The organism is Kandleria sp. (assembly GCF_017934775.1).
Classification (GTDB): Bacteria; Bacillota_I; Bacilli_A; order Erysipelotrichales; family Coprobacillaceae; genus Kandleria; species Kandleria vitulina.
Genome location: NZ_JAGBIX010000037.1, coordinates 1 through 16,860, shown reverse-complemented (window position 1 = coordinate 16,860; position 16,860 = coordinate 1). Strand labels below are relative to the sequence as shown.

The window sequence follows — 16,860 nt, the reverse complement described above, 5'->3', positions numbered from 1 at the left end:
AGGGTCAGCGGTTCGAGCCCGTTAGCCCCCACCATTTATAAGCCGGCTTAGCTCAATTGGTAGAGCAACTGACTTGTAATCAGTAGGTTGTGGGTTCAAGTCCTATAGCCGGCACCATTTATGACTCGCTAGCTCAGTTGGTAGAGCATCTGACTTTTAATCAGAGGGTCAGGAGTTCGAATCTCCTGCGAGTCACCATTCTTAGTGCGGGTGTGGTGAAATTGGCAGACACGCTAGACTTAGGATCTAGTGCTTCGGCGTGCAGGTTCAAGTCCTGTCACCCGCACCATCTTATTACACTGGTAACGGTGTTTTTTTATTGGGGGCTTAGCTCAGTTGGGAGAGCATCTGCCTTACAAGCAGAGGGTCAGCGGTTCGAGCCCGTTAGCCCCCACCATTTTTTTTATATGCGGGCGTGGTGAAATTGGCAGACACGCTAGACTTAGGATCTAGTGCTTCGGCGTGCAGGTTCAAGTCCTGTCGCCCGCACCATCATATACATTAAACCTACTTATAATTAAGTAGGTTTTTTTGTGTTTTAATGAAAATGACTTACAAATCAATATTATTGAATTATATATGTTAATTACCATTGATGACATTTGTGAATAGTATGAAATTATTCTTTTTTATAAAATATTGGTATCAAATCAATAGGAGGAAAAAGATGAAAGGGAGTAAGATTTTTGCGTCGTTTGTTGGGGCAACGATGATTTTTACAAGTACAATCCCCGCTTATGCTCGTACTCTACCTAGCTATTCATATCAGCAGGTAATGAAACAGGCAGGTTTAAAGAGTACGGAATTGCAGTTTGATGAGCTTAATGATGATTATGAAAAAGTAGATGGAGGAATTAGAGGCCATGGTAGTGGTGATAAATTCCTTTACAGCAATACTGAAGCCAAGAACTTTGTCTATGAAGCAGATGTTAAATTCAATGAGAAAAAAGGTGCTGCTTCATTGGTATTTAGAGCTCATGGTGAATATTCTTATGTAGCTAATCTAAATGGAGAAAACGGTAGTATTCGTGTCTTTAAGTTTGGAGATGCTGCTGATTTAGGACCAAGTGTAAATGTGAAATTAAAAGACAGCAATACATATCATTTAAAAGTTGTCGCTATAGATAATCACATTGTCTATTATGTAGATAATCAGCTTGTCCTTAATTCTGCCGATTATACAATGAGCAATGGTCATTGGGGACAGGATGATTCATTGACAGAAGGTAAGCTAGGTTTACTTACCTGGGAATCCGATGTTACTTACAGTAATATCAAGTATGCCACAATTACTGATGATAATTCTCCACAATTAAATGGCATTAAACTTAATGCGGTTGATGGTGGTATCGATAAAGATATCCTCTTCCAAAAAGGACAGTATGTCTATATCGCTAATGTTAAGCATGATACTCATGCAGTTAAACTTGATTTAGATAAGAACGAGGGTACAACAGTTACAGCGTATAATGAAGAAGGAAACCCAGTAGATTATTCAGAAGGTCTACCTATCACTAAAGATATGCAGACTTATACTTTAAAAGCTACAAATGGTTCAGCTGAAGTTGTATATCGTCTAAGATTACATCGCTGTCAGAAAGATGAAACATACTATAATGAAAAATGGCGTGGTCAGTTCCATTATTCAATTAAAGATGGATGGGCTAATGACCCTAATGGTATGGTCTACTTCAAGGGAGAATGGCATTTGTTCCATCAGTACTATGATGGAGATAAATGGGGTCCAATGCATTGGATGCATGCCACAAGCAAGGATGGTATTCATTGGGAAGAACATCCAATTGCCTTCTATCCAGATGAATATGGAACAATGTATTCAGGATGTGCAGTCATTGCCAATCATGAGACAGCTCCAGATATCTTTAAAGAAGGAGAAGAAGGTCTTGTATTCTTAATTACAGCTAATGGTAATAATGGCAATGATGATCAGAAGATCATTGGAGCTTACAGCTTAGATGGAAAAACATTCCATAAGTATGAAAAAGGAAAAGTACTTATTCATTGGAAAGAAGATTCACTTAAGACTTCAGCGTTCAGAGATCCTAAAGTCTTCCGTTATGATAATAAATGGTTTATGGTAGTCGCTGGTGGACCATTAAGAATCTATTCATCAGATGATTTAGTACATTGGAATCAGGAATCAGCTTATAAAGACTGTCATACTGAATGTCCAGACTTATTCCCAGTCGTTGTCAGAGATGAAAATGGCAAAGATACCGGTGAAGTAAAATGGGTATTCTCACGTGGTGGTAGAAAATATAAGATTGGTGACTTCAAGAAAGTCGATGGTAAATACAAATTTGTCCCATTATCTCAATATGCAAGTGAGAACGGAGAAGGAATGGGCAATGAAAATAATGATGGTATCATGAACTTCGGTTATGATTCATATGCCGCTATGACATACTACACTGGTGAATTTGGTTCAGGCAATAGCTATAATAAATCAGTTGTAGATAACGTTATCGCAGTAAACTGGATGAACACTTGGGAAGGTGGCTTCTGTAATTCTATTCCAGATAAGAACGGCAACAGTGTCTTTAATGGAACATTCAATTTGGCATTAAAGATGGGTATCAAGAAAACAGGGGATAGCTATGAATTAACACAAACACCAATCAAGGAATATGATGATCTAAAAGAAGAAACAAAAGAATACAAGGATGTTAAATTAACGAAAAAGAATACAGCCTTCAATGATTTTAGATCAAGCAGTTATGTGATCAATGCTCACGTTGATCCTAAAGACAGTAAAGAAGTGACATTTAAAGTACGTGCAAGCGATAAGGAAGGTACACTTGTAACTTATAATTTTGATACAGAAACATTAACTATCGATCGTAGTAGCTCTGGTGTTATTGTCAATGGTGATATGAATAAAGTATCACATAAAGTGAAAAAGAATAAAGATGGCAGTGTTGACCTTGAAATCTATGTCGATAGAAGCAGTGTCGAAGTCTTCAATAATGACTATACAGTAGAAGGCGCAATGCAGATTTTCCCTGGATCTAAGAGCAATGGGTTACAGATTTATAGTGATAAGAATGCGATTGGTAATGTGAAAGTGACTCCACTTAAGTCTATCTGGACAAATAAGCAGACACTTACAAAGCCAAATGGTATTGAATGTGACACTGATCATATTGATGGATATGTTAATCAGTCTTATGAAGTAAATACTGACTTATCACCTGAAGATATTAAACAGGATGTAGTCTATGAAGCAGTAGAAGGCAAGGATCTTATTAAGATTAAGCAGGAAGGTACAAAAGCGACTATTACTTGTCTAAAGAAAGGCAAAGCTAAAGTTAGAGTCTATGCAAAAGCTGATCCAAGCTATTCTAAAGAAATCACAATTGATATTAAGGAAAATAACTTAAAGACAAATGTCAATGTCTTTGAACCAGATGAAGGTAAATGGTATATCGATGGAGATCAGTATGTAGGTGAATATGAAGATGGAGAATCTACTCTTTATAGTGAATACATCAGAAACAAAGATTTCGATTATCAGGTTAAAGCCAACTGGAAAGATGCTGAAGAAGTATCGTTTATCGTAAAATCACAGAAGAAGGGCAAAGGTGGCGCTTGGAAAGTTACTATTGATGCTTCAGGAAACATTGTAGTAAAAGATACTAAAGATAACGCTGTTATTGCCAATGGCAAAGCAAGTGTAACACGTAATGATCTTGTTAAGATTTCTGTACGTGATCATCACTTAATGATCTATATCAATGGTAAAAAAGCCATTGATACACAAGTATCAAATGATCACTTCTATGCCAACGGCTATGTAGGAATCGGCTTTAATGTAGGTACACTACGTATTTCTGAATACTATATCTATGAAACTCCTGATCGTATTGTATTGGATGCTGATGGAATACATCCACGTGCTAATGCATCACTTGATGAAATCAAGAAACTTCTTCCTAAGACAGTAAAACTTGCCGGCAGTGATAACTTAATTACTGAAGAAAACGTACCAGTAACATGGGATGTTTCTAAGGTCAATGTGAAAAAGCCTGGCACTTACATTGTAGTGGGAAAAGCACGTCAGTTGACTGTAAGCATTAAGGTCTATATCAAAGATGCAAGATTAGAAAAAGTAAAGATTTCTAAAGCAAAGGCAAAGAAGAAATCTATCAAGCTTTCATGGAAGAAAATAAAGAATGTGAAAACTTATGAAGTGGCTTACCGCAAGAAAGGTACAAAGAAATGGAGCTACAAGAAAGTTTCTCGTACTTCATTGACTATTAAGAAACTTAAGTCTAGAAAGACTTATGAAGTAAAAGTAAGAACTGTAGTAGGTAAGCAGAAAGGAACATTCTCTTCTATCAAGAAAGTGAAAGTTAAATAATAAGTAAAGAAACTATTTCCAAGGAAATAGTTTCTTTTTATATTCTATGTTATATGAAAGTTGTGATAAATGATATTATTGGTATAATAGGAAAAAAGGAGAAAGCCTATGAAAATCATAATTGTAGAAGATGATGCCTCTATTAGAGAAGAAATAAAGATTCTTCTAGAAGGTGCAGGATATGAAGTAGAATGTGTTGAAGATTTTACTCAAATAAAAAAACAGATACTCAATGCTAATGCGGATCTATTGCTTTTAGATATACAGATTCCTTATATGAATGGAGAAATGCTGCTGAGGGAGTTAAGAAAAGAATCGGATATGCCAGTTATCATGGTGACAAGTAAAAGCAACGAGATAGATGAGGTGCTTTCAATGAGCTATGGCGCAGATGATTATATTACCAAGCCTTATAATCCAACATTGTTGCTGCTGAGAATACAGGCCGTATTGAAGCGTCTTTCACCATCTAATAGTCAATTGTCTCACTATCGTGATCTAGAAGTAGATTTTGCTAAAGGAACATTAAAGAATAGTGAACAGGAAGTTGTTCTTACTAAAAATGAGATGATCATCTTTCATTTTCTTCTTACTCATATTGATGAGATTGTCACTAGAGATGATCTTATGACAGAACTATGGGACAATAAGGAATATATCAGTGATAATGCCTTAACTGTCAATATTTCAAGATTAAGAGGAAAACTATCAGACTTTGGATATGATGATGTTATCATGACAAGAAAAGGACAGGGGTATATTCTCTCATGAAATATTTAGCAGACCACAAAAAACATATTTTTCTTATTGTTGTTTTTATCATCATTCAGTATTTAATGGGAAAAGCTTTTCATATTGAAAAAGCTTTTCTATATGCTCAGATCATCTTAACTATCATATTTAGTATTATTATCTTCACTTATGATTATATGAGAAAAGTCTCTTTTTATAGACAATTAGATCATCATTTAAAGATGAAAGAGAAATATTTGATTATTGAGACATTGGATCGTCCTTCTTTTTATGAAGGAGAGATAATGCATGATGCCTTATATGAAATAACCAAATCTATGAATGAGAAGATCTATGAGTACCAAAGTGAAACAAATCATTTCAAGGAATATATTGAAATGTGGATTCATGAAGTAAAAACACCGATTTCTGCTTTATCTTTAATGTTGCATAAGGATAAAAACAATAAAGCCTTGAATCAGCTTAAGCGTATTGAAAATTATACTGAGCAGGTTCTTTATTATATTCGTAGTCAATCTGCTTCTCAGGATTATCTTATTAAAGAGCATCAATTAGATCAGTGCATCAATCATGTCTTAATGCATAATAAAGATGAACTGCTGATGCATCATTTTACTATTGAAACTGATCATCTTGAGTGCAAAGTGAAATCTGATTCAAAATGGTTGGAATTCATTTTAAATCAGATTGTCTCTAATGCGATGAAGTATCATAAAGAAAACCCTCTTCTTCGTTTTAGTGCGACAGAAGATGAAGATAAGGTTGTACTTTCCATCTACGATAATGGCATAGGTATACGTGCTTCAGATTTGCCTCAGGTCTTCAAGAAATCCTATACGGGATTCAATGGTCATGAAGAAGAAAAATCTACCGGTATGGGCTTATTTATTACTAAAAGACTATGCGATGCTTTACATCATGGTCTTACGATAGACTCTAAAGAAGGAGAGTATACCAAGGTGACATTGATATTCTATAAAGAAAAATACTATGTGACAAAACTGTAATGTTTTGTCACTTTTAATAAACGACAAAAATAATCTTCTTCTCTATGATAATAACAGGAGGAGAGCTATGAAGGAGTCTATATGGAACAAGGCATTTAGTAATGCTTTAGAACAATTAAAGAGCGGTGCACTTGTTTATATGATGACATTTTTCGTGATGACACTATTACCGATGTTTTATACTGTCTATCATATAAAAGAAAGAGGAATGCATCTTAAGATGGAGAAGCTTTTATCTTTGATGTTCATCTTTACCATCATTCTTCTTATCGTTTGTGCAAGTGCACTATTGATTATTAATCACATGAGAATCAATGAAAAAAGAGAAGAGTATATTGGATGGTATGGATTAAGATTAATCTGTCTTGAATCCTTTATGGAACTTGTGATCTTTCTTGGAGTGACAAGTGTTCTATTTGTGATAATGAGCTATTCATTTATGATGGATCTTTCGATGTTTATAAAGATGCTGATGGGATATGCCATCTTTCATAGTCTTATTCTCATACAGAATGTGACAGATCTGTCACAATAAGTCATATTGAACAAACGACAGAGAATTGAACATGAAGTATGCTATAGAGGAAAGAGAGGAAAGAAATATGAATATTTTAAGAATTGAGAATGTAGAAAAGTATTATGGCAATAAATCAAGCATGACAAAAGCTATTGATGATCTTTCATGTAATGTGGATCAGGGTGAATTTGTGGCTATTATGGGAGCCAGCGGTTCTGGTAAAACTACATTGCTTAACTGTATTTCTACTATTGATCGTGTAACAAGTGGACATATCTATGTGAAAGGTGTGGATATTACAACCCTTAAATCTAAACAGCTTTCTCATTTTAGAAGAGAAGAACTAGGATTTATCTTCCAGGATTTTAATCTTATTGATACATTGACAGCTTATGAAAATATCGCTTTAGCATTATCTATTCAAAGAAAAGAAAAGGATATGAAAGATAGAATCAGATCGTTGGCACATGATCTTGATATTGAAGATGTCCTTAACAACTATCCTCATGAAATGAGTGGTGGACAAAAACAGCGTGTAGCTGCTGCAAGAGCATTGATTACTTCACCTTCCCTTATCTTGGCAGATGAACCAACGGGAGCGCTTGATTCAACATCTTCTCGTTTCCTTCTTGAAAAGATGCTGATGTTAAATAAGGATTATAAAGCAACAATCTTAATGGTTACTCATGATGCCTTTTCAGCATCATATGCAAATAGGGTTATCTTTATTAAAGATGGAAAGATTTTCCATGAAATCTATAAAGGAAATGATGATCGAAAAACATTCTTTAACAAGATTATTGATGTGGAAACAATGCTTGGTGGTGATTTAAATGATCTCTAAGCTAGCGTTTAGAAACATCAAGAAAAGTATCAAGGACTATGGTATCTACTTCTTTACAGTTACTTTAGGAATCGCAATCTTCTATGTCTTTAATGCGATAGAATCTCAAAGTGCAATGATGATTCTTAGTTCTTCACAAAAAGAAACTGTTAAATTGTTAATTCAGATTATTTCAGGAGTAAGTTTATTTGTTTCATTTGTTTTGGGAGCTTTAATTATTTACGCTAATCAATTATTAATTAAAAGAAGAAAGAAAGAATTTGGAATATACCAGATCTTGGGAATGGGTAAAGGGTATGTATCACGTTTATTATTCTGTGAAACATTACTAGTTGGTTTGGTATCACTTGGTGCTGGTCTTCTTTTAGGAGCTGGTTTATCCCAGTTATTAGGAATTGCTTTAGCGAACGTGTTTGAAATGAATCTTACCAAATTTACATTTGTCTTTTCAATAAGTGCAATGTGGAAATCCATTTTCTACTTTGGAGTCATGTATGTACTTGTCATGATCTTTAATATGATTATGATCTCTAGAATGCGTATTATTGAAATGTTAAATAAGAGAGAAAATACAACTATTCCTGTTAAAAATCCAATTATTGCGGTTATTATCTTCATCTTAGGAGTAGGTATATTAGCTCGTGCTTATTATTATGTGGTTGACTATGGACAATTAACTAAATTATTGGATAAAAATATGGAAATGATTCTTATTCCGATTGGTTTAGGTATTGTCTCTACTTTCATGATATTCTACTCTTTAACGACTATTGCGGTAATTATCTTTAGTCGTACAAAGAGTTATTACAAGAAGTTAAATGCCTTTACATTTAAACAGATATCTTCACAAATAGGGACAATGGTCGTAAGTATCTCAACTATCTGTATCATGTTATTTTTAACAATCTGTATTCTTTCTACGGCCTTAACTATTAGAGATTCTCTTAATTCCAACTTTGTAAAAAGAAATCCAGTAGATATCTCTTATAGTATTACCCCTAAAACTCCGACAAATGATATTGATAAGACATTATCATTTATAAAAGGGAAGAACTACGATTATACTAAAGAGTTTTCTAGCTATGAAGTCACAAAGAGATATCTACTTACTAAACAGGATTTCAATTTAAAGACATTTGTAGGTAAACATTATCCAAAATTTAAATCTATGATTGATACATCGGCTAAATATGATGCTAAATGGTTTGCTTGTACAATCTCTGAATATAATAAATTATCTAAATTATATCAGGATAAACAATATCAATTAAAAGATGATCAATATATGATCATCCATACAAGTACAATGCAAAATGCATTATTTGAAGCAGGATTAAAAGAAAAATCAGTATTAAATATCAATGGTCATCGTCTTACTCCTAAATATGATAAAACAAAAGAAGGTAAGTTTATGGGATCGATAAATCAGATTATCTACGTGATTGTTCCTGATAAAGTATTAGAAAACCGTAAAGCCTTTGAAATTAATTTATCCGGTAATTATAAAGATGATAATAAAAAACGTGCTGAAAAATTGTTTATAGCTGCCTATTCTAAACGAAAAGATACAACTTCTTATAGTGATTTAACAACTAAAATTCAAAGTAAAAACGATGCTGTAAGCACCATTGTCATTGTTACATTCATCGGCTTGTATTTAGGTATCATTTTCTTAATAGCATCAGCCGCCATTCTAGCTTTAAAATCATTATCACATACTCTTGATTCACAAGAGAGATACCAAGTTCTAAAGAAGATAGGTACTGATCCAAAAGATATTTCACATTCATTATTTATTCAAAATCTCTTCTTATTCTTAACACCATTATTATTGGCAATCATTCATTCAGTGGCAGGTATTAAGTTTACAACGCTTATCTTTGGTGGTGATATCTTCAGTAATGAATCACTGATTCATGGTACATTCATCATGGTATTGATCTATACTTTCTTTTATGGGGGATATTTCTTTATCACACACATGATGAATAAAAATATCATTAAAACAAAATAGTATTCACTATTTTGACATAGCAATGACACTACTTTGTTAAAATATATCTTGAAGATATCCTGAACATAAATTTCCTATGATTCTATAATAAATATATCTTTTCTTGTCAAGAGTTTGCTTTATCGTCGCTTCAGGATATCTTATTTCCATTGAATGTAAGTGTTTACAAATTTTGAAAAACTTGCCTCAAACCATTGAAAAACGCCTTTATAAAGGCGTTTTTTATTTTTTTGATTTTCAGTTGAGATATTGAGGTCAATTTTGTATTTATCTTATAATGAAACTATGAGAGGTGAATACAATGAAAGAATGGTCAAGAGAAGAGCGTTATCGCGTTCTTAAAAGCAAGGAAGAAATTGTAGATGTACATAAGCGCAATGCTGCATCAGTGTATCGACAGAGTTATCACATTCAGCCTGTTTCAGGCTTATCAAGTGATCCTAATGGTTTTATTTATCATAAGGGCATATGGCACTTGTTTTATCAGTGGACACCATGGGGGGCTGTTCACGGGTTAAAATACTGGTATCATGTGACATCTACTGATCTCGTACATTGGAAAAATGAAGGTATTGGTCTTGCTCCTGATTGTGATTATGATAATAAAGGCTGTCATTCAGGTTCAGGATTTGCTTATGGTGATGACATGTATTTATTCTATACTGGTAATCATCGTGATGAAAATTGGGTACGTACACCTTATACATGTGTAGCACAATATACTCCAGAAGGATTAAAGAAAATGCCTAGCCCATTATTTGGTCCTCGTGATGATTATGCAGAACATCAGCGTGATCCTAAGGTCGTCTACGTTAAAGAAAAAGATATGTACTTTATTTTCATTGGAGCGATGAGTGAAGATAAACGTGGTACAACATTGATCTATAAGTCTTCTTCTCTATTAGAAGGATGGAGCTTTGCAGGTGAATTAAAAGTACCAGGCTATGAACACTTTGGGGGTATGTGGGAATGTCCATGTATCGCTAATATCGATGGCAAGGATGTATTTGTTTTCTCTCCTCAATATACAACTTTAGAAGGAAGAGGCAACAGTACTAATCATAATGTCTATCTTGTCGGAAAGATGGATTATGATACATTAACATTTACACCAGAAACAGATTATCGCTATCTTGATTACGGCTTTGATTTCTATGCAGCACAGATGGCTGCTAATGTAAATGATGATAAAAAAGCAATCATGATTACATGGATTGGTCTTCCTGATAACCATTATCCAACTGAAGAAGAAGACTATGAAGGCAGCATGACAATTGCGAGAGAGCTTCGACTTAAAGGAAATCGTATTGTACAATCACCAGTGAAAGCTATTGAACAATTGCGAGAGGAATGTGATGTAGAAGAAGGTAAGTTAAGCAAGGCGATGGAAATGCTTGTAGACTTTAATGAGGGAGATGCTTCTCTTCATCTGTTTACAAAAGAAAATGGTGAAGGTGGCTTTACAATTGACTATAATGCCAATACAAAGACAATAACTGTGGATAAATCTCATATGGATAAAAGATTCAATGAGCATGTCTTTGAAACATTGGATGTTCCACTAGATGAAGATTTAAAGAATATGCGTATTTTTATTGATTCAAGTTCTGTGGAAATCTTTATTAATGATGGTCTCTATACATTTACAGCACACGTCTATCCAACTGAAAAGGAGTGTGGATATACGCATAGTGACAATGTTTCAGTGAGTCGTTATAAATTGAAAGCATCTGTCAAAGATGATTTTGTGGTATAAAAAAATCGGATTTTATAATCCGATTTTTATTTACCGTCATACGCGATAACTGAACCTTTGAAACGAGTCTTTAACCAGTTCTTTAATGAATCGCTCTTTAATGCTTTTACAAGTGCTTTGATCTTAGCTTTCTTTTCATTGCCTTTCTTAACAGCGATGATGTTAGCGTAGACAGAAGCAGCAGTTGAAGAAGAATCTTCATACGCAAGAGCATCTGTAGCAGCGTTGTAGCCTGCATCTAGAGCATAGTTACCATTCAATACAACGAATGCAACTTCTTTATTGATACGAGAAATCTGAGCAGCTTCTAATTCTTTAAATGAAATATTGTGAGGGTTAGAAGTAATATCCTTGATTGTAGCGTTGATGCCAGCATCTTTCTTTAAGGTAATTAAGCCCTGACTAGCAAGTAATAATAAAGCTCTTGCTTCATTAGTAGTATCGTTTGGAATAGCGATGACATCACCTTTAGAGATTTGTTTTAAATCTTTCTTAGTACCTGCATAGATTCCAAATGGCTCATAATGAATCTTTCCAGCAGATACTAGGTGTGTCTTATGTTCTTTATTGAATGAATCTAAATAAGGGGTATGCTGGAAATAGTTAGCATCAAAGTCTCCGTCTTCTACAACGTTGTTTGGTTGAACGTAATCTGTATATTCAGTAACTTTTAGGGTATATCCTTCTTTTTTTAGATCGTCTTTAATGTGATTTAATATAATGGCATGTGGTGTAGTAGAAGCGGCAACAGTGATAGTCTTATCATCAGATGATGACGCACATCCTGTAGCTCCTAATAGTAATGCACCTGTAAGTGCAAGTGTTAATAATTTATTCATAGTTTCTTTCCTCCTAAATGTTTAATAATAAATATAGCTGCACATCTCATCCTTAGTATTCATATCCATCCCCCTTATAAAAAAAGACAGGTACCTATTACCTGTCTTTTATCTTCTTGAAGCATCAAACGAGAAAAAAGTTAACCACGCGGTAGGTAAAATAGAGCATATTAAATTTTGTTTACAGTTACACATGGAATAATATTTCATCATAGCTCTTGTCATCGTGGTTCACCTCTTTCCTATATGTTCGATGGGTATATATTATGACACATGTCTTTATTTGTCAATTCTATAACGCAATAGTTATTATAGTAATTTCCTATATCTTGTTATTAGGTGATTTTGTCTATAAAATAGAGGAAGGAGGACATGCGATGAATACAGTATTATTTGATTTTCTTCATGAAGATGCAAAGAATATCAGAGTTTCTGTTTTTATGGATGAACAGGGATTTAAGGATGAATTTGATGAAATTGATCAAAATGCATTTCATCTTGTGGGCTATCATGAAAATCATCCAGTAGCGACATGTAGATTCTTTAAGAAGGATGAAAAGTATTATATTGGACGTGTCGCAGTCTTGAAAGAATACCGCAAGCATCACTATGGTGCTATGATGATTCATAAAGCTGAAGAATATATTTCTTCTTATGCCAACTGTTCTTATTTATCAGCACAGGTAAGAGTAAAAGGTTTTTATGAAAAGCTTGGCTATAAAATGACAGGGGATGTGTATGATGATGAAGGTGTTCCACATATTCTTATGTATAAAGAGCTAAAAAAATAGATGTCGCTTGACATCTATTTTTTCTTATTATCCATCTTTTTAGCTAAAAGCATACCAAGTGACTGGAAAATCTGTACCATTACTACAAGAATAATAACACTTACCCACATGATCTGCTCTTCTCTACGATAGTAGCCATAACGCGTAGCGATATCTCCGAGACCGCCTCCGCCAAGTGCTCCCGCCATTGCGGAATATGCAAGAATGGATGCAAATACAATTGTTGTACCTGTAATTAAGGATACTTTAGCTTCAACCATCATGACATTGAAGACAATCTGGCGATTTGTGGCACCCATGGATTGGGCTGCTTCAATAACACCAGGATCCACTTCTTTTAATGACTGTTCGACCATTCTGGCAATGAATGGGAAAGCGGACACTGTCAATGGGACAATTGTCGCAATTGTTCCATAGCTCTTTCCTACAATCATCTTTGTTACTGGAATAAGGATGATAAGTAAGATCAAGAATGGAACTGAACGGAGAATATTGATGATGACATCTAATATTTTATAAAGGGTCTTATTAGGCTTCAAGCCATCCTTATCTGATACTGTCAGGATAATGCCTAATGGAAGACCGAGAATATATCCTAATACTGTTGAAGCAATGACCATCAATAAGGTTTCTCCTACACCTTGGATGATCATTGAAATAATCTGATTATCCATTGATGTCAACCTCCTCTAAATTTAAGCCTCTTTCTTTAAAGTAGGCTACAAATTCATCTTCATGACCTGATGGAATACCAACAATCATTTCACCTTTAGCCTGATTGTGCACATTCTTTGTAGTAGCACCTAAAATGTTGATAGGAGTCTGGAATGTTAAAATCGCATTGGCGATAACTGGTTCAAAAGCAGACTGTTTATCAAAAACAATACGGAATGTCTTATCAGTTTTTAATTCAGCAAGTGCTTCAGAACGTACATCTTTTAAGACAAGACGTTTACCTACTGCAGATTGTGGATTAGCGAAAATTGTTTCTACTTCACCACTTTCTTGTACTTGTCCATTTTCCATAATAGCAACGTGGCTACATACATCCTCCACAACATCCATCGCATGAGTGATAATTACAATGGTAATACCAAGTTCATTGTTGATCTTCTTTAAAAGTGCAAGAATCTGTTTTGTTGTTGCAGGATCAAGGGCGCTTGTTGCTTCATCACATAATAAGATTTCAGGTTTGCTGGCAAGCGCACGAGCAATAGCTACACGCTGCTGCTGACCACCAGAAAGCTTAGAAGGATAAGTGTTGGCCTTATCTTCCAATCCAACGATTCTAAGATATTCCATAGCTTTCTTTCTTGCTTCAGCTTTTGGAGTATGTGCTAAGTACATTGGGAAACATACATTATCAATAACAGTCTTTTGCATAAGCAAGTTGAAGTTCTGGAAAATCATTGAGATTTTCTTACGTTCTTCTCTTAATTCTTTTTCATTTAAACTCTTTAGTGATACTCCCTGAACGATTACATCACCAGATGTAGGTTTTTCAAGGAAATTAAGACATCTTACTAAAGTACTTTTTCCTGCTCCGGACATACCGATAATACCGTAGATATCACCTTTATGAATAGAAAGGTTAACATCGGATAAGGCATGAACAGGACCTTCTTCAGTATCAAATGTCTTCGATACGTTTACTAATTCAATTTCAGCCATTTTTGTTCTCCTTTATAATGACCATGTGTAACTCAAATTATGACCATATAAATACTCTTTTTCTATTATATATCATAAAATACAATTATGTTACCGTAATTGTAAATTATCGTCAACACTTTTAATTATTGAATTAGACTCTCAAAGTGTGATAAAATAGTCACATGCTCAAGTGGTGAAATGGTAGACACGCCAGTTTCAGGTACTGGTGGTTTATGCCGTGTGGGTTCGAGTCCCACCTTGAGCACCATTAGATTTAAAAGTCCTCATTAGAGGACTTTTTTTAGTGAATAAAATGACAATATTTTTACAATTTGATGTTAATAAAAAAGAATGAAAAATGATGATTTAATCATCAAAAATCCAAAAATAGAGAAAATGAAAAAAGTGATAACGCTTACTTAATAGAATTTCCATAATATGAAAATTTCATTAAGTTATGAAAACTGATTTTTTTGTGATTCTATGGTCGTTTTTTAGCTTTTCGTGAAATTGAAAGAATGATTGAGCTTTTTGGTGAATTTCAATATAATAGTCCCCGATATAAACAATAAAGGAGATTTGTGATGAAAGAATGGACTCGAGAAGAACGTTATCGTGTTTTAAAAAGTAAAGACGAAATCGCTCCTCTATATGAAATAAATAAAGTGTCTAATTATAGACAAAAATTTCATGTGCAGCCTATTACAGGATTATCTAATGATCCTAATGGATTTATTTACCACCAAGGAAAATGGCATTTATTTTATCAGTGGTGTCCATGGGGAGCTGTACATGGATTGAAGTACTGGTATCACGTTGTTTCAAAAGATCTTATTCATTGGGAAAATGAAGGTGTTGCATTAGCCCCTGATACTGTATTTGACAATAAAGGATGTTATTCCGGAACTGGGATTTCATCTCATGATCAGATTTATGTCTTTTATACAGGAAATCACCGAGATGAGAACTGGGTTCGTAAACCATATACATGTGTTGCGAAACTTAATGAGGAAGGTAAGCTGATTAAAAAAGATACACCACTATTTGCCCCACGTGAAGATTATACTGAACATCAGCGTGATCCTATGATTGTTTATGTAGAAGAAAAACAGAAATACTTTATCTTCATTGGTGCAAGAAGCAATGAGGGTAGAGGTACAGCTTTAGTCTATTCATCTTCTAAGCTGTTAGACGAATGGTCATTCCAGGGTGAACTTCGTGTTAAAGGCTATGAAGAATTCGGTGGTATGTGGGAATGCCCATGTTTAACAACAATTGGTGATAAGGATGTATTGATCTTCTCTCCTCAGCATACAAAATTGCCAGGAAGAGGAGAATGTACTAACCATAATATCTACTTTGTAGGTAAGATGGATTATGATACATTAACATTTATTCCTGATACACACTATCGTTATTTAGATTATGGTTTCGACTTCTATGCTGCACAGATGGCTGCCAATGTAGAAGATAAAAACAAAGGTGTCATGATTGCATGGATGGGACTACCTGACAACCATTACCCAACAGAGGAAGAACAGTGGGAAGGAAGCTTAACGCTTCCACGAGAAATCTTTGTCGAAGGTGATCGTTTAATACAGAAGCCTATCGCAGGATTTACTAAATTAAGAACTAAGGAATTATCAGGTCGTGTATTGCCATCGCTTGTAGAATTGGAAGTTAAATGTGATGGACATTCAAGTGATTTACGTCTCTTTACTAAGAAAGATGGATCTGATGGATTGATGATTCACTATGATTCACGCTATAAGATGATTACAGTGGATAAGAGTCACCTTGATAAGCGTTTCAATGAAGAAGTATTTGAAGCATTGGATATTCCTTTAGACGAAGATTTAGATTCAATGAGTATCTTCATTGACCAGTCTTCAATAGAATTATTTATCAATGATGGTAAATATACATTTACTGCTCATGTCTATCCAACAGAAGAAGAAAGCTATTTTGATCACGATGAACACCTTGATATTAAGTCATATGAACTCTGCTCATCAGTAGATGAAGATTTTATAGTATAAGCAAAAAGCTCTATTCATGTAAAATGAATGGAGCTTTTTAATTATGCTTGATTAAATTATAGACATAATAAAAATGAATATTTGTTTTTAATAGTAAAAGATTATCATATAAGAAATTTTATTTCAAAACATAGTGTAAAATTTTTTGTGTAAATTCGTTTTGTCGAATTTTATCTGACGTTATTCAATAGACAAAAAAGGTATATTCCTTGTAGAATGATTTCTGCAAACAAAACAACCACAAAGGAGTATACCCATGAATCATT

12 protein-coding genes and 6 tRNA genes are annotated in these 16,860 nt (G+C 34.2%); 15 read left to right on the top strand and 3 right to left on the bottom strand.

Annotated elements, in window-relative coordinates; all coding sequences use genetic code 11:
* Window positions 1–41 precede the first annotated feature (41 nt).
* From J6L95_RS04590 to J6L95_RS04535, 12 genes are all read left to right on the top strand, one after another.
* A tRNA-Thr gene (locus J6L95_RS04590) sits at window positions 42–117 on the top strand.
* A gap of 5 nt (window positions 118–122) precedes the next feature.
* Window positions 123–198: transfer RNA gene (locus J6L95_RS04585), tRNA-Lys, on the top strand.
* 8 nt (window positions 199–206) lie between these two features.
* Window positions 207–289 (top strand) — tRNA-Leu (locus tag J6L95_RS04580).
* A gap of 32 nt (window positions 290–321) precedes the next feature.
* Window positions 322–397 (top strand) — tRNA-Val (locus J6L95_RS04575).
* A gap of 12 nt (window positions 398–409) precedes the next feature.
* Window positions 410–492: transfer RNA gene (locus tag J6L95_RS04570), tRNA-Leu, on the top strand.
* Between the two features lie 175 nt (window positions 493–667).
* On the top strand, window positions 668–4,381 hold the full coding sequence (locus J6L95_RS04565; protein WP_287458312.1) for a GH32 C-terminal domain-containing protein: 3,714 nt from the start codon (window positions 668–670) through the stop codon (window positions 4,379–4,381).
* Between the two features lie 108 nt (window positions 4,382–4,489).
* A complete protein-coding gene (locus J6L95_RS04560) occupies window positions 4,490–5,152 on the top strand; it encodes a response regulator transcription factor (protein WP_287458311.1) in 663 nt (220 codons plus the stop codon).
* Window positions 5,149–6,141 carry an ATP-binding protein gene (locus tag J6L95_RS04555; RefSeq protein ID WP_287458310.1) on the top strand — a complete coding sequence of 331 codons (993 nt, stop codon included), beginning with the start codon at window positions 5,149–5,151 and terminating at the stop codon, window positions 6,139–6,141. The genes J6L95_RS04560 and J6L95_RS04555 overlap by 4 nt, the downstream gene beginning before the upstream one ends.
* A 67-nt stretch (window positions 6,142–6,208) precedes the next feature.
* Window positions 6,209–6,676 (top strand): hypothetical protein, encoded by a 468-nt coding sequence (locus tag J6L95_RS04550; RefSeq protein ID WP_287458309.1) that lies wholly within the window; start codon window positions 6,209–6,211, stop codon window positions 6,674–6,676.
* Between the two features lie 67 nt (window positions 6,677–6,743).
* Window positions 6,744–7,502, top strand: coding sequence for an ABC transporter ATP-binding protein (locus tag J6L95_RS04545; RefSeq protein WP_287458308.1), 759 nt, complete (start codon window positions 6,744–6,746; stop codon window positions 7,500–7,502).
* On the top strand, window positions 7,492–9,516 hold the full coding sequence (locus J6L95_RS04540; RefSeq protein ID WP_287458307.1) for an FtsX-like permease family protein: 2,025 nt from the start codon (window positions 7,492–7,494) through the stop codon (window positions 9,514–9,516). The genes J6L95_RS04545 and J6L95_RS04540 overlap by 11 nt, the downstream gene beginning before the upstream one ends.
* Before the next feature lie 301 nt (window positions 9,517–9,817).
* Entirely contained in the window at window positions 9,818–11,272 is a 1,455-nt protein-coding gene (locus tag J6L95_RS04535; RefSeq protein WP_074687031.1) for a sucrose-6-phosphate hydrolase, read from the top strand.
* Window positions 11,273–11,298: 26 nt separating this feature from the next.
* Here the strand turns inward: J6L95_RS04535 and J6L95_RS04530 are convergent, their stop codons facing one another.
* Window positions 11,299–12,111, bottom strand: a complete 813-nt coding sequence (locus J6L95_RS04530; RefSeq protein WP_287458306.1) for a MetQ/NlpA family ABC transporter substrate-binding protein — start codon at window positions 12,109–12,111, stop codon at window positions 11,299–11,301.
* Between the two features lie 377 nt (window positions 12,112–12,488).
* Here J6L95_RS04530 and J6L95_RS04525 point away from each other — a divergent pair, with 377 nt between their 5' ends.
* The gene (locus J6L95_RS04525) at window positions 12,489–12,902 is read left to right on the top strand and encodes a GNAT family N-acetyltransferase (protein ID WP_031589544.1); all 414 of its coding nucleotides are present in this window, start codon (window positions 12,489–12,491) and stop codon (window positions 12,900–12,902) included.
* 14 nt (window positions 12,903–12,916) lie between these two features.
* Here the strand turns inward: J6L95_RS04525 and J6L95_RS04520 are convergent, their stop codons facing one another.
* Both J6L95_RS04520 and J6L95_RS04515 read right to left on the bottom strand, forming a co-directional pair.
* Window positions 12,917–13,576 carry a methionine ABC transporter permease gene (locus tag J6L95_RS04520; protein ID WP_031589542.1) on the bottom strand — a complete coding sequence of 220 codons (660 nt, stop codon included), beginning with the start codon at window positions 13,574–13,576 and terminating at the stop codon, window positions 12,917–12,919.
* Window positions 13,569–14,573 (bottom strand): methionine ABC transporter ATP-binding protein, encoded by a 1,005-nt coding sequence (locus J6L95_RS04515; protein WP_287458305.1) that lies wholly within the window; start codon window positions 14,571–14,573, stop codon window positions 13,569–13,571. The genes J6L95_RS04520 and J6L95_RS04515 overlap by 8 nt, the downstream gene beginning before the upstream one ends.
* Before the next feature lie 166 nt (window positions 14,574–14,739).
* Between J6L95_RS04515 and J6L95_RS04510 the strand changes: the two genes are divergently transcribed.
* A tRNA-Leu gene (locus J6L95_RS04510) sits at window positions 14,740–14,823 on the top strand.
* 316 nt (window positions 14,824–15,139) lie between these two features.
* Complete coding sequence (locus J6L95_RS04505) at window positions 15,140–16,594, top strand: glycoside hydrolase family 32 protein (RefSeq protein ID WP_287458304.1); 1,455 nt, start codon at window positions 15,140–15,142, stop codon at window positions 16,592–16,594.
* Window positions 16,595–16,860 lie beyond the last annotated feature (266 nt).

Bases quoted from the DNA above. Each gene is read 5' to 3' on its own strand.
- J6L95_RS04555 (WP_287458310.1), top strand. From the start codon at position 5,149: ATGAAATATTTAGCAGACCACAAAAAACATATTTTTCTTATTGTTGTT.
- J6L95_RS04535 (WP_074687031.1), top strand. From the start codon at position 9,818: ATGAAAGAATGGTCAAGAGAAGAGCGTTATCGCGTTCTTAAAAGCAAG.
- J6L95_RS04530 (WP_287458306.1), bottom strand. From the start codon at position 12,111: ATGAATAAATTATTAACACTTGCACTTACAGGTGCATTACTATTAGGA.
- J6L95_RS04540 (WP_287458307.1), top strand. From the start codon at position 7,492: ATGATCTCTAAGCTAGCGTTTAGAAACATCAAGAAAAGTATCAAGGAC.
- J6L95_RS04520 (WP_031589542.1), bottom strand. From the start codon at position 13,576: ATGGATAATCAGATTATTTCAATGATCATCCAAGGTGTAGGAGAAACC.
- J6L95_RS04565 (WP_287458312.1), top strand. From the start codon at position 668: ATGAAAGGGAGTAAGATTTTTGCGTCGTTTGTTGGGGCAACGATGATT.
- J6L95_RS04550 (WP_287458309.1), top strand. From the start codon at position 6,209: ATGAAGGAGTCTATATGGAACAAGGCATTTAGTAATGCTTTAGAACAA.
- J6L95_RS04515 (WP_287458305.1), bottom strand. From the start codon at position 14,573: ATGGCTGAAATTGAATTAGTAAACGTATCGAAGACATTTGATACTGAA.
- J6L95_RS04525 (WP_031589544.1), top strand. From the start codon at position 12,489: ATGAATACAGTATTATTTGATTTTCTTCATGAAGATGCAAAGAATATC.
- J6L95_RS04505 (WP_287458304.1), top strand. From the start codon at position 15,140: ATGAAAGAATGGACTCGAGAAGAACGTTATCGTGTTTTAAAAAGTAAA.
- J6L95_RS04545 (WP_287458308.1), top strand. From the start codon at position 6,744: ATGAATATTTTAAGAATTGAGAATGTAGAAAAGTATTATGGCAATAAA.
- J6L95_RS04560 (WP_287458311.1), top strand. From the start codon at position 4,490: ATGAAAATCATAATTGTAGAAGATGATGCCTCTATTAGAGAAGAAATA.